The 11973-nt window shown below is 70.0% G+C and carries 13 protein-coding genes; 3 read left to right on the forward strand and 10 right to left on the reverse strand.

The features are described 5' to 3' along the window. Genes BHQ18_RS06130 through BHQ18_RS06150 form a run of 5 tightly spaced genes read right to left on the reverse strand, consistent with a single transcriptional unit; the run spans position 1 to position 3479 of the window. Positions 1 to 828, reverse strand: a complete 828-nt coding sequence (locus tag BHQ18_RS06130) for an arylamine N-acetyltransferase family protein (protein WP_069412662.1) — start codon at positions 826 to 828, stop codon at positions 1 to 3. A gap of 52 nt (positions 829 to 880) precedes the next feature. Further along, positions 881 to 1213, reverse strand: coding sequence for a DUF8129 domain-containing protein (locus BHQ18_RS06135; RefSeq protein ID WP_069412663.1), 333 nt, complete (start codon positions 1211 to 1213; stop codon positions 881 to 883). An 11-nt stretch (positions 1214 to 1224) separates the two neighbouring features. Beyond that, a complete protein-coding gene (locus BHQ18_RS06140; RefSeq protein ID WP_069412664.1) occupies positions 1225 to 1425 on the reverse strand; it encodes a hypothetical protein in 201 nt (66 codons plus the stop codon). Positions 1426 to 1468: 43 nt separating this feature from the next. Continuing rightward, entirely contained in the window at positions 1469 to 2251 is a 783-nt protein-coding gene (locus BHQ18_RS06145) for a crotonase/enoyl-CoA hydratase family protein (protein ID WP_069412740.1), read from the reverse strand. Between the two features lie 13 nt (positions 2252 to 2264). Next, positions 2265 to 3479, reverse strand: coding sequence for a protein kinase domain-containing protein (locus BHQ18_RS06150; RefSeq protein ID WP_069412665.1), 1215 nt, complete (start codon positions 3477 to 3479; stop codon positions 2265 to 2267). Between the two features lie 103 nt (positions 3480 to 3582). Here BHQ18_RS06150 and BHQ18_RS06155 point away from each other — a divergent pair, with 103 nt between their 5' ends. Continuing rightward, positions 3583 to 4392: a lysophospholipid acyltransferase family protein gene (locus BHQ18_RS06155; RefSeq protein WP_069412666.1), complete on the forward strand. Its 810-nt coding sequence runs from the start codon at positions 3583 to 3585 to the stop codon at positions 4390 to 4392. A 39-nt stretch (positions 4393 to 4431) separates the two neighbouring features. Next, entirely contained in the window at positions 4432 to 5715 is a 1284-nt protein-coding gene (locus tag BHQ18_RS06160; protein ID WP_069412667.1) for an alpha/beta hydrolase, read from the forward strand. On the opposite strand, the gene BHQ18_RS06165 is transcribed toward BHQ18_RS06160, so the two are convergent. Together BHQ18_RS06165 and BHQ18_RS06170 are read right to left on the reverse strand one after the other, a co-directional pair. Beyond that, positions 5674 to 7086, reverse strand: coding sequence for a WS/DGAT/MGAT family O-acyltransferase (locus tag BHQ18_RS06165; protein WP_069412668.1), 1413 nt, complete (start codon positions 7084 to 7086; stop codon positions 5674 to 5676). The genes BHQ18_RS06160 and BHQ18_RS06165 overlap by 42 nt on opposite strands. A 25-nt stretch (positions 7087 to 7111) precedes the next feature. Continuing rightward, a complete protein-coding gene (locus BHQ18_RS06170) occupies positions 7112 to 8335 on the reverse strand; it encodes an alpha/beta hydrolase (RefSeq protein WP_069412669.1) in 1224 nt (407 codons plus the stop codon). A 163-nt stretch (positions 8336 to 8498) separates the two neighbouring features. Between BHQ18_RS06170 and BHQ18_RS06175 the strand changes: the two genes are divergently transcribed. After that, positions 8499 to 10667 (forward strand): acyl-CoA dehydrogenase family protein, encoded by a 2169-nt coding sequence (locus BHQ18_RS06175; RefSeq protein WP_069412670.1) that lies wholly within the window; start codon positions 8499 to 8501, stop codon positions 10665 to 10667. Between the two features lie 5 nt (positions 10668 to 10672). Here BHQ18_RS06175 and BHQ18_RS06180 read toward each other — a convergent pair whose 3' ends face one another. From BHQ18_RS06180 to BHQ18_RS06190, 3 genes are read right to left on the reverse strand one after another with little or no spacing between them, the layout of a single operon-like run. Next, on the reverse strand, positions 10673 to 11104 hold the full coding sequence (locus BHQ18_RS06180) for a hypothetical protein (RefSeq protein ID WP_069412671.1): 432 nt from the start codon (positions 11102 to 11104) through the stop codon (positions 10673 to 10675). Further along, positions 11101 to 11727 carry a helix-turn-helix transcriptional regulator gene (locus BHQ18_RS06185; RefSeq protein ID WP_069412672.1) on the reverse strand — a complete coding sequence of 209 codons (627 nt, stop codon included), beginning with the start codon at positions 11725 to 11727 and terminating at the stop codon, positions 11101 to 11103. Before BHQ18_RS06185 ends, BHQ18_RS06180 begins: the two co-directional genes overlap by 4 nt. 36 nt (positions 11728 to 11763) lie before the next feature. After that, complete coding sequence (locus BHQ18_RS06190; protein WP_069412673.1) at positions 11764 to 11955, reverse strand: ferredoxin; 192 nt, start codon at positions 11953 to 11955, stop codon at positions 11764 to 11766. Positions 11956 to 11973: the final 18 nt, after the last annotated feature.

Here is an 11973-nt window from a genome sequence, read left to right on the forward strand (position 1 = left end):
TCAGGTGTCGAGGACCTCGGCGACGCGGGCTTCGAGCACGGCGCGCTCTCCGAGGTCGTCGATGTTGATGCCGAAGCGTTCGGTGAGCGCGGTGAGCACCTCGGCGGCGGTGTCGAAGCGGATGCGTTCGGTGGTCCCGCCGCGGTGGACGGCGAGGTGGCGGCCGCGCAGGTTGTGCCGGGCGTCGTCGGTGACCCGTGACACCGACAGGCCGGTCACGAAGATCGACTCCGGATGCGTTGAGACATACCAGCTTCCGACTTCGAGGTCGATCTGAGGTATCGGCCGCGTCTCGAACGCGTACAGCGGCTGCCACTCGCCGCGGATCTCGGCTTCCAGCACGAAGCCGTCGTCGTGGTGGCGGAGCCGGTAGGGCTCGTGGCGGGTGTGCTGGGCCGGTCCTTCCTCCAGTCGGATGGGCGAGGACAGGGTCTGCCCGCCGAAGCCGACGTCGACCAGCCAACGCCCGTCGTCACCGGGCACCTGCACCGACAGCGTCTCGTGGGTCTGGGCGGGCAGCGCGCCCGACGGGTTCATCCACACCACCCGCCCGGCCAGCCGGTCCACGCCGAAGCCGAGGTCGGCGAGCACATAGCCCAGCAACCCGTTCTGCTCGTAGCAGTAGCCGCCGCGGCGCCGGTGCACGAGTTTGTCGGTCAGCGCCTTGGCGCTCAGGTCGGCGACCGGTACGCCCAGCAGCGGGTCGAGGTTCTCGAACGGGATCGACCGGTTGTGGCCGGCGACGAGGCCACGCAGGGTGTCGACGGTCGGCTCGGTGGAGCCGGTGTACCCGATGCGGTTCAGATACGCGGCGACGTCCGTGGTCATGCACCCATCCTGCGACCTCAACCCCCGTTGAGGTCAACACCGGATGCGGGCTTCAGGGCTTGCCGCGGCTCGGCGTCTGGTAGGCGACACCATGGCGAAGCGGCGTATTGCCTTGCGCAGCAGTTGATTCCTGCACCGGTGAGCCGCCGGCGGTGCCCGTCACGCCGGGGGCGTTGCTCTGATCACCTGGCGAGGGCTCGGCCCCGTGAGTGAGTTCCTTGAGCCGCGCGTTGAGCAGTTCGAGCACCGGGATGCGGTTGCCATGCTCGGTCTCGTGCTCGAAGACCGCGCGCAGCGTCGGTTCGTCCAGCGACCGGATGCGGTGCCGCAGTTCGGTCAACGGCAACTGGTCGTAGTCGGGGATCGGCAGATCGCTCTGCGCCATGGGCTGTCTCCTCACAGGTGCGGTAGGCCGTCGACAGGTGCGGGGACGGCCGTCGACCCGTCGGCGCGCCGGTACCGGACGACGACCGCGGCCAGCGCGCCGACGCCGGTGAGCACCAGCGTCGGCCACGCCAGGGCCTGCAGCAGCCACAGTCGCCGCTGCGCCTTGAAGATTCGCTTCTGCGCGTTCCGCGCCCGGGCCAACGTGTTCACGCCTAACGGTTGCCCCGGACGGCGGCATCGAAACCCTCTCGGGTCAGGTGCCGGTCCACTTCGGCGCGCGCTTCTCGGCGAACGCGATCGCGCCTTCCTTGGCGTCGTTGGACATGAAGACCGGCCCGAAGATCTCGACCTGCTTCTTCCACATCTCCTGGGAGTTCCAGTCGCGGGACTCGACGATGATCCGCTTGGTCGCGGCCACCGCCAGCGGACCGTTGGCCGTGATCTTCTCGGCGAACGCGATCGCGGCGTCCAGGGCCTGCCCGGGCTCGGCGAGCACGTTGACCATGCCGAGGTCGTGGGCGCGCTGGGCGGACAGGCTCTCACCGGTCAGCGCGAGCTCCATGGCCAGGCCGTACGGGATCCGCTGCGGCAGCCGCAGCAGGCCGCCGCCGCCGGCCACCAGGCCGCGCTTGACCTCGGGGATGCCGAACGCCGACTCCTTCGACGCCACGATCAGATCGGTGGCCAGGGCCAGCTCGCAACCGCCGGCCAGGCAGTAGCCCTCCACGGCAGCGATCAGCGGTTTGACGGGCGGCTTCTCGGTGAAGCCCAACCCGCGGCCCTCGATCGCCACGTTCTCGCCGCGCGCGAAGGCCTTGAGGTCCATGCCGGCGCTGAACGATCCGCCGGCCCCGGTCAGGATGCCCACCGACAACCCGGCGTCGCCGTCGAGGCGGTCCATCGCGTCGGCCAGCCCACGGCTCACCTCGGCGTTGACCGCGTTGCGGGCCTGCGGCCGGTTGATGGTGATCACCAGGATCCGGTCGCGTTGTTCGACCAGAACTGCTTGTTCGTTGTTGTCACTCACGCGGCTGATCGTAACGGGGCCCTCAGTCGCGCTCCTTCTTTCCCTGCCCGCGGCCCGGGCCGTCGCCGTCACCGGGTCCCCAGCCGGGCCGCCAGCCCGGTCCGTCGCCTTTCTTGGGCGCCTTGACCACAGGTGCCTGCGAGGTGGCGGGCGGCGGGGACGTCACGGGTGGCGGGGGAGGTGGCGCTTCGGCGGTGCTGGTGCTGACGGGTCGGGGCGGCGGCGCGGTCGACGACGGGTCCACTGCCAGCGCCAGCACCGCCACCACCATCCCGACGAAGGCGCCCGCGGCGATCAGCAGCTTGCGTTCCCGGCTCATCGGCCGGCGGTGCGGTTGCCGAGCCACGAAGTAGGCGGCCGACGGGGCGATGACCGGTTGGGCGACCGGTTGGGCCATCACCTTGGTGGCGGGGCGCGGCACCGGCGTGATGGTCCCCGACAGCGCGGCGCGCATCTCGGCGGCGCTGCCGAACCGCAGCGACGGGTCGCGGGCCACGGCGCGGTCGATGACCGCCGCCAGCGCGGGGTCGACGTCGGGGCGGACCGCGCCGACCGGGGGCAGTGGTTCGTCGAGGATGGCCCGCAGCACCGCCGCCGGGTGCTCCTGCGGGTACGGCGGCCGCCCGATCAGCGCCTCGTAGCCCATCACGCCCACCGCGTAGAGGTCGTCGAGCGCGGTGGCCGGCGCGCCGGTCGCCCGCTGCGGGCTCAGGTACGCCATCGTGCCGATGATCTGCCCGGTCGCGGTGTGGGCGGCGCCGGCGGTCTTGGCGATCCCGAAGTCGGCCACCTTCAGCGTCTCGCCGGAGGCCGAGACCAGGATGTTCCCCGGCTTGATGTCGCGGTGCAGGATGCCGACCGCGTGCGCGGCGGCCAGTGCGCCGAGCACGTCGCTCAGCATCGCGTGTACCCGCGGCGGTGCCATCGGGCCCGCGGCGATCTCGTCGGCCAGCGTGCGGCCGGGCAGCCGTTCCATCACGATGAACGGCGTGCCGTCGTGTTCACCGGAATCGTGAACGGCCACGATGTTCGGGTGGTTGAGCGCCGCGGCGGCGCGGGCCTCGTCCTCGAATCGGCGCCGCATCCCGGGATCGGCGGCCAGCGCCGGGTGCAGCAGCTTGATCGCCACCGGACGCTGCAGTCGGGTGTCCCAGCCGTCGCGCACCTCGGCCATCCCGCCGCGGCCCAGCACGTCGCGAAGCTCGTAGCGGCCCGCCAGAAGTTCGCGGCCCTCCATACGGCCTAAGGTAGCCCTCGACGTCATCCTGCAAACAGGCGCGTTTGGCCTGCACAGACCCGCTCCGCTAAACTAGAACACGTTCCAATTCCCGAGGGGGTCCGTGACCGTGACCGATACCGAACGCTCGGAGCTCACCAAGTGGGATCCGACGCTGACCGAGCGGGTCATGGGCGTCACCCGGCCGTTCCTCAAGCGCTACTTCCGCTCGGAGGTCCGCGGTCTGGACAACGTGCCCGCTGGCGGAGCGCTGCTGGTGTCGAACCACTCCGGCGGCCTGCTGCCGATGGACGTGCCGATCCTGGCCGCGGAGTTCTACGCCGAACACGGCTACGACCGTCCGCTCTTCACGCTCAGCCACGACATGCTGATGACCGGGCCGACCGGGGACTTCTTCCGCAAGATCGGCTACATCAGCGCCAATCACGAGAACGCCGACCGGGCGCTGCGTTCCGGTGGGCTGGTCGTGGTGTTCCCCGGCGGTGACTACGACGTGTACCGCCCGACGTTCTCGGAGAACGTGATCGACTTCGGCGGCCGCACCGGATACGTGAAGGCCGCCCTCAACGCCGGCGTGCCGATCGTGCCCACGGTCGGCATCGGGGGTCAGGAGACGCAGATCTTCCTGTCCCGCGGCACCTGGCTGGCCAAGCAGCTCGGGCCGATCGCCCGGCTGGCCCGCACCAAGATCGTGCCGATCTCGTTCGGCTTCCCGTTCGGCCTGTCGCTGGTGGTGCCGCCGAACCTCCCGCTGCCGTCGAAGATCGTGATGCAGGTGCTGCCGCCGATCGACATCGTCGCCGAGTTCGGTGAGGATCCCGACATCGACGAGGTCGACGCCCACGTGCGTCGCGTCATGCAGCGAGCCCTCGACCAGCTGGCGACCGAACGCCGGTTGCCGGTGCTCGGTTAGTTGTTTCGGAGTGTGTCAGCGCGGCTATCACGGTGCTCGATGACTAAACGTCGCTACCCGCTGCTGCGCGCGGGCGCCGAACTGCTCAACGCCGCCAACGGAGTACGGCCGCTGGGCCGCGAGGGCTACATCACGCTGCCCGTGTTTGCGTTCGGCTGGCCGACGACCGAGGCCGCGCCGCTGTACCTGACGGGTTCGGTGCTCGACGCCGCGCGTCGCGGGCTGCGCGGCGACTTCCGCGGGGCCCAAGGCCGAATCGCGTTGGTGCTCACCGCAATCGCATGGGCGCTGCTCGGGCTGATCATGTACCGCAACGCGAACTCCAAGCCTCACTTCGAGGAACCGCTGCGCGAAGCGCTCGGCGACGACTACGAGCAGGTGGCCGCCGAGTCGCAGCCGGTGCGGCGGCGCCGACTGGTCGGCATCCCGCCCAACGAGCTGATGCGGCGGCGCTACGTCGAGAGGGCCAACACCGTGCAGTACGGCCCGCACGGGCGGGTCAACCGCGCCGACATCTGGCGCCGCGCCGACCTGCCGCGCGACGGCAAGGCGCCGGTGCTGCTGCAGGTTCCCGGCGGCGCGTGGGCCATCGGGATGCGGCGTCCACAGGCCTATCCGCTGCTGAGCCACATGGCCGACCGCGGCTGGGTGTGCGTGTCGATCGACTACCGGGTCAGCCCGCGCCACACCTGGCCGGCGCACATCATCGATGTGAAGCGGGCGCTGGCGTGGATCAAGGAGAACATCGCCGACTACGGCGGTGACCCCGATTTCGTGGCGATCACCGGCGGTTCGGCCGGCGGGCACCTGTCGTCGCTGGCGGCGTTGACCTTCGACGACCCGCAGTGGCAGCCGGAATTCGAGGAGGCCGACACCTCGGTGGCGGCCGCCGTGCCGATCTACGGCCGCTACGACTGGGTGTCGGCGCGCGGTTCGGGCCGCAAGGAGTTCATCGCGTTCCTGCAGAAGTTCGTCGTCAAGCGGCCGATCACCGAGAACCGGCAGGCGTACGTCGACGCGTCGCCGCTGCTGCGGTTGCGTGCCGATGCGCCACCGTTTTTCGTGCTGCACGGACAGGACGACTCGATCATCCCGGTGCCGGAGGGCCGTGAGTTCGTCGAGAAGCTGCGCGCGGTGTCGACCTCGACCGTCGCGTACGCCGAGATCCCGCACGCCCAGCACGCGTTCGACTTCTACGGGTCACCGCGCGCGCACTACACCGCGCAGGCGGTTGAGAAGTTCCTGTCCTGGGTGCACGCGAAGCACCAGTCGGGCCGGCAATCAAGCCAGGGCGGACTCGACGACGGTCAGCTCCTCGGATAGCCCTGCCGCGCCGCGGATCTCGATGAATGCGCGGGTCATCGCGTCGGTCAGCTCGTGCGGGTCGTCCAGCGTCGCGCCGTCGGAGAGCACCGAGATGTTGAGCTGGTCGACGTAGCTCCACACCGTGATGTTGAGGCCGCTGCCGGTGGTCAGCGGGCCGACGGAGTAGATCTCGGTGACCAGCGCGCCGCCGACCCGGCCCGGTTCGCGCGGCCCCGGCACGTTGGAGATCGGCAGGTTCAACACCTTGTTCTGGCCGTCCTTTTCGGCCAGCCACTGGAACAGCCGCTCGGCGGGCCGCGGCGGGAAGTACGCCGACCACCGGCTCACCAACTCCGGACCCATCAGGTGGTGGGTCTCCTTGGCGTCGACGGCGGCGTCGTGCACAGCCTGCACACGCTCCAGCGGATCGTCGAGCTGGATCGGCACCGTCATCATCACGCCGGTGAAGTAGTTGCCCGAGATCCGGTCGGGCGAGAAGTCGAAACTCACTGGCACGGAAGCCAACAGCGGATGATCGGCGTGCCCGTCGTACTTCAGCGACAGCTCGCGCAGCGCGCCCGCGGCAATCGCCAGCACCATGTCGTTGATCGTCACCCCGAGGTGCTTGGCGGTCTGCTTGACGTCGGCCAGCGCCAGCGTCGCGGTGGCGAACTTGCGTGTCGCGTCGACCCGGTGGTTCATGAACGACGGCGGCGGCGTGAACGGCCGGGTCAGCTCCGGGGACAGTTTCTTGGTGCTCTTGCGCACCCGCTGGATACCTTGCGCGGTGTACCGCATGACGCCGGGTATCCGCGCGATCTGCCGCATGTGGTCGGCGAACGCGGTCCGCACCAGCTCGGCGCGCCCCGGCGGCGGGTCGGTGGCATACGAGTCCCGCTCCCCCGGACCGTCCTGCAGATCCATGCCGCGCGCAAGCAGATTCGCCGATGCCACCCCGTCGGCGAGGGCGTGGTGGATCTTGCCGAGGACCGCGATGCGGCCGTTGGCCAGGCCCTCGATGAAGTACATCTCCCACAGCGGTCTGCTGCGGTCCAACGGCGTGCTGGCGATCCGCCCGACCGCCTCGTCGAGTTCGCGGCGCCCGCCCGGCGGGTCCACCCGGTAGGGCCGCACGTGGTACTCGAGGTCGACCTCGCAGTTCTCCCGCCACATCGGGTGGTGGAACTTGAACGGGATGTCGACCAGCTCGTAGCGGAACGGTTCGAGTTTGTAGAGCCTGCCGTGGATGACGCGGCGGAACTCGTCGATCCCGAACCGCCGGTCGCCGAGTTCGGAGAGGTCGATGACCGCCAATTTCAGCGTGTGCATGTGCACCGCCGGTGTCTCGGTGTACAGCAGGACCGCGTCCCACCCGCTGAGCCTCTTCACCTGCGCACCCCTCTCCCGGAGGTGCCTATATAACCTCTTTGGCGCCGACCAGCGCCCGATTTCGGTGAATCTGGTTGAGGAACAACCCGATACCCTTGGCGGCCGAGCCGGTTCGTGCGCCGTCGGTCATGTCGAAAGCGTGTCCGGCGCCGGGTAGTTCGATGTAGCTGACCACCGACCGCGACACCGCGCGCAGGCGCTCGACGAACGCGCGGGCCTGCGCCACCGGGATCACGCTGTCGCCGGTTCCGTGGACGACCAGAAACGGCGGCGCGTCGCGGTGCACGCGCGCCATCGGCGACGCCGACCGGAACACATCGGGGTGCTTCTCGTGTTTGCGTCCGACCACGATGCGCTCGAGGAAATCCATGAACCGGGCGCGTTCGACGGTGGAGCGGTCCTCCCAGTCGTAGCGGCCGTAGATCCCGACGACCGCGTCCACGGAGGTGTCCGACCCCTCCGGGAGTTCGGCCTGCAACTGCGGGTCGTTGATGGTCAGCCCGGCCAGTGCGGCCAGGTGGCCGCCGGCCGACGTGCCCGCGACGGTCACGAAGTCGCGGTCGCCGCCGAACTTGTCGACGTTGGCGCGCGCCCAGGCGATCGCGGTCTTGACGTCGGTGATGTGCGCGGGCCACTTGTGGTGCGGCGCCACCCGGTAGTCGATGGACAGGCACACCCAGCCCATCTCGGCCAGATGCGACATCAGCGCGTAGCCCTGCAGGATCCGGCTGCCGTGCACCCAGGCGCCGCCCGGCAGGAAGATCATCACGGGGGCGGGCTCGGCCGGCAGGTCGCGGGGGCGCCAGACGTCGAGCAGTTGCGACGGCCGCGGGCCGTACTGCACCGAGGTGCGGTACACGTTGCGCCGGTGTTCGCGCAGCTTCCACAGCGGAGGCACCGAATCCGGGGCCGGCCACTCGCCGGCGAGGTCGTTGGCGTTGACGACGCCGCGCAGCGCGGCGGCGGTGATCGCGCTGGTGCTGTTGCGCTCGGATTCCTTGAGCTCGGCGTTGCCCGGCGTCATCCAGGACTTCGCTGTCGCGGCCAGGAAGTCGGGCAGATGGCGGTAGCCCCACACCCCCATCGCGGTCACCGCGCCCAGCGGCTCAAGGTGCTTGCCGACCACCGGCAGCGAAGCCGACGCGACGCTCATCGCCAGCATGTAGTCGGAGGGACCCGCGTTCAGCAACCACCGCGCGCGGGTCATCCACGTGGGGCCGGGATACCGGACATCCGGTCGCACCGTCATGGCGCGACTGTACCCCCGAAGTTCGCGCGCAGATGACAACATCGGCCGAAGTGTCTACCGATGAATCGGCGCGCAAAATGTGGGCCGCGTCACGCACCGCTGTGACCTGCGATTAGTGTTCAGCGTGACTTGACACCGTCCAAGACGGAGAGGATTTCCCACCGTGAGTAAGTCAGCGCTGGCCATCACCGAAGAGCACATCGACCTCGCCGACGCCGTGTTCGGCGCGCTCAACCGCGCCGACAGCAGGGCCGCGGCACGGGCGACGCTCGAGGACGGCTCCGCGCATCCGGCCGCAATCTGGTCGGCGGCCGCGGATCTGGGCTGGACGGGGTTGGCGATCGCCGAGGAGCACGGCGGCTCGGGGTTCGGCCTGGGCGAACTCGCGGTGGTGCTGGAGGCCCAGGGCCACGAACTGTGCCCCGGACCGTTCCTACCCAGCGTCTGCGCGGCCGTGGTGATCGACCGCTGCGCACCGGATTCGCTTCGCGCCGAACTACTTCCGGGCCTGGCCGACGGTTCGACGGTCGGCGCGCTGGCGGTCTCGGGCAACTTCACGATCGGATCGGACTCGACCGTCACCGGCGAGAGTCCCGCCGTGCTGGGCGCACCCGACGCCGGCCTGCTGGTCGTCGCAGCCGGTGACGACGTCGCGGTGATCGACGCAACGGCCGACGGGGTGACAGTCACCGCGCTCGACTCGATGGACACCACCCGCAGCCTCGGATCGGTGGCGCTGCGCAGCGTCGCGGTCCCCGAGGACCGGGTGTTGCGCGGCGCGGCACGCAAGGCGCGCACGGTGTTTCGCGTGCTGGCCGCCGCCGAGGCGGTGGGTGTCAGCTGGGCGACACTGGAGATGGCGGTCGAGTACGCGAAGGTGCGCGAACAGTTCGGCCGCACGATCGGCACGTTCCAGGCGGTCAAGCACCACGCCGCCAACATGCTGGTCAACGCCGAGGTGACGACCGCCGCGGCGTGGGACGCCGCCCGCGCCGACGACCTCGACGGGGCCTGGTTCGCCGCGGCCGTCGCCGCCTCCCACGCGATCCGCACCCAGATATTCAACTCGCAGAACAACATTCAGCTGCACGGCGGGATCGGTTTCACCTGGGAGCACGACGCCCACCTCTACCTGCGCCGGGCCCGCACCCTCGCCGCGCTGATGGCCGAGGCCGGTGACCCGTTGCTCGACGTCGTCGAGGGCCACCGCAGCGGGCAGGCGCGCGGCGCGTCGTTCACACTGCCGCCCGAAGCCGAACAGTTCCGTGAGCAGGCCCGCGAGGCCGTCGCCAAGCTACGGTCGATGCCGGCCGACCAGCACCGCGACTACCTCGTCGACTCCGGGTACCTGGTGCCGCACTGGCCGAAGCCGTGGGGCCGGGCCGCCGAGGTGCTGGAGCAGCTGGTGATCGAGGAGGAGTTTTCCGGCGTGGAGCGCGCGGACATGGGCATCACCGGGTGGGTGACGCTGACCATCGCCCAGGCCGGCACCGACGATCAGCGCGAGCGCTGGGTGGAACCGGTGCTGCGTGGTGAGGTGATGTGGTGCCAGTTGTTCTCCGAGCCCGGCGCGGGTTCGGACGCCGCCGCGGTGCGCACGTCGGCGAAGAAGGTCGACGGCGGGTGGCGGGTGACCGGCCAGAAGGTGTGGACCAGCCTGGCGCACATGTGCCAGTGGGGTCTGGCGACGGTGCGCACCGATCCCGACGCGCCCAAGCACGCGGGAGTGACGATGATGGCGATCGACATGAACGCCCCTGGGGTGACGGTGAATCCGCTGCGCGGGCTGACCGGTCACGCCCACTTCAACGAGGTGTTCTTCGACGACGTGTTCGTGCCCGACGCCGACGTGGTGGGCGATGTGAACAAGGGCTGGCTGGTGGCCCGCGCCACCCTGGGCAACGAGCGCATCTCGATCGGCGGCGGATCGGGCGGCGCGACCGGTTTCGCGGCCGACGACCTGGTCAAGCTGCTCGACAGCGCGCCGCAGGAGACGCAGGCGTACTACGTCCGGCGCGCCGGTGAGGTGCTCGCCGAGACGCACACGCTGCGGCTGCTGAACCTGCGGCGGATCACCCGCGCGATCGCCGGATCCGAACCGGGACCCGAGGGCAACGTCACCAAACTGCTGCTCGCCGAGGCGGGTCAGCGGATGACCGAGCTCGCAATGGAACTGGCGGGTTCGGCCGCCGTCACCGGACAGACCCCGACGCTGACGCAGGCCTACCTCGGGAACCGGGCGATGACGATCGCCGGCGGCACCTCGGAGATCACCCGCAACACGATCGCCGAGCGGATCCTGGGCCTGCCGCGTGATCCGCTGCTCAAGTAGTCAGCTCACGCCAGCAGCGTGACACCGGCGACGATCAGCGCGGGCACCTTCACCAGTTCCAGTGCGACGTAACCGAAGTGGGCCCGCGAGCGGCCACCCGGGTCTTGGCTGTCCGGCGCGGCCAGCACCGTGTCGGAGCGGCGGTTGAGCGCGGGCCGGATCGCCAGTTGCCCGACCAGCATGACGATGGCCACGGCCACCGCGACGATCGTGACCACCCGCGGCGGATCGAGCACGATCGCGATCACCAGGACCGCGGCCAGGACCGCCTCGACGGTGTTGAGCGCGCGAAACACCAACCGCCCGATGCCCAGCCCCACCTTCAGCGTCACCCCCGGCGCCCGGAACTTCAGCGGCGCCTCGATGAACGAGATGGCCAGAACCATCCCCAACCAGACGAAGACGACCGCGACCGCAATCGCCGGTGCCGTGCTCATGGTGCCTCCTTTTTCGACGCGAGCATCGCGACGCACATCCCCGGTTCGGCGAACGGGATCAGCGCGTCGACGGTCAGCGGCGCCTCCCAGGCCGCCAACGCGCCCTGCATGATCCCGAGGTGGATGGGGCAGATGACCTCGCGGTGGTCGACCGCGAGTTCGAGGAACGGACAGTTGCGCAGTGCGATATCACCGGTGCGCGAACGGTGTTCGGGAGCGAAGCCGAGTTCGTCGAGCAGTGCGGTGAGCCGGTCGACGGCCGGAAGAGCGGTGCTTGCGGGCTCGCGGGCGACCTCGGCGGCCGCCCACGCACGACCGGCGGCGGTGGCCCGCCGGCGGGTGTCCCGCTGCCGGCCCAACGCGTCGACGAGCACCCCGGCCAGCATGCGGTAGTCGCGCGGGCCGTCGGGGTCCATCCCCGCGGTGGCCCGGAACATCAGCGGCGGCCGGCCCGGTTTGACCCGGCTGGGCGGCAGCGTCTCGGCGCGTCCGCGCTGCACCAATGCCTCCAGATGGAAGCGGGCCGTGTTGGGGTGGATCGACAACCGTTCGGCGATGTCGGCGATGCTCAACGGCGCACCCGCGTCCCTCAGCGTCGCCAGCACCTCGTCGCGTCGTCCCACGTCACCCTCGTTTACACAAGCCGTCTTGTAAAAAGACTAGTCCTCGCGGGACAGCGCCGCACGCGGGCACTCGGCGATCGCCTGCGCGCTGCGCTCCTGTTCCTCAACGGGGACGGGGTCGAGTTTGACCACGGCGTAGTCATCCTCGTCGAGTTCAAATACCGCCGGCGCGTACTTCACGCAGATCGCGTTGCCTTCACACCGGTCCCGGTCGACGATCACCCGCATGGCCACACTCCTGAAGTT

Origin of the sequence: Mycolicibacterium flavescens, assembly GCF_001722335.1 — a bacterium.
GTDB classification, from domain to species: domain Bacteria; phylum Actinomycetota; class Actinomycetes; order Mycobacteriales; family Mycobacteriaceae; genus Mycobacterium; species Mycobacterium flavescens.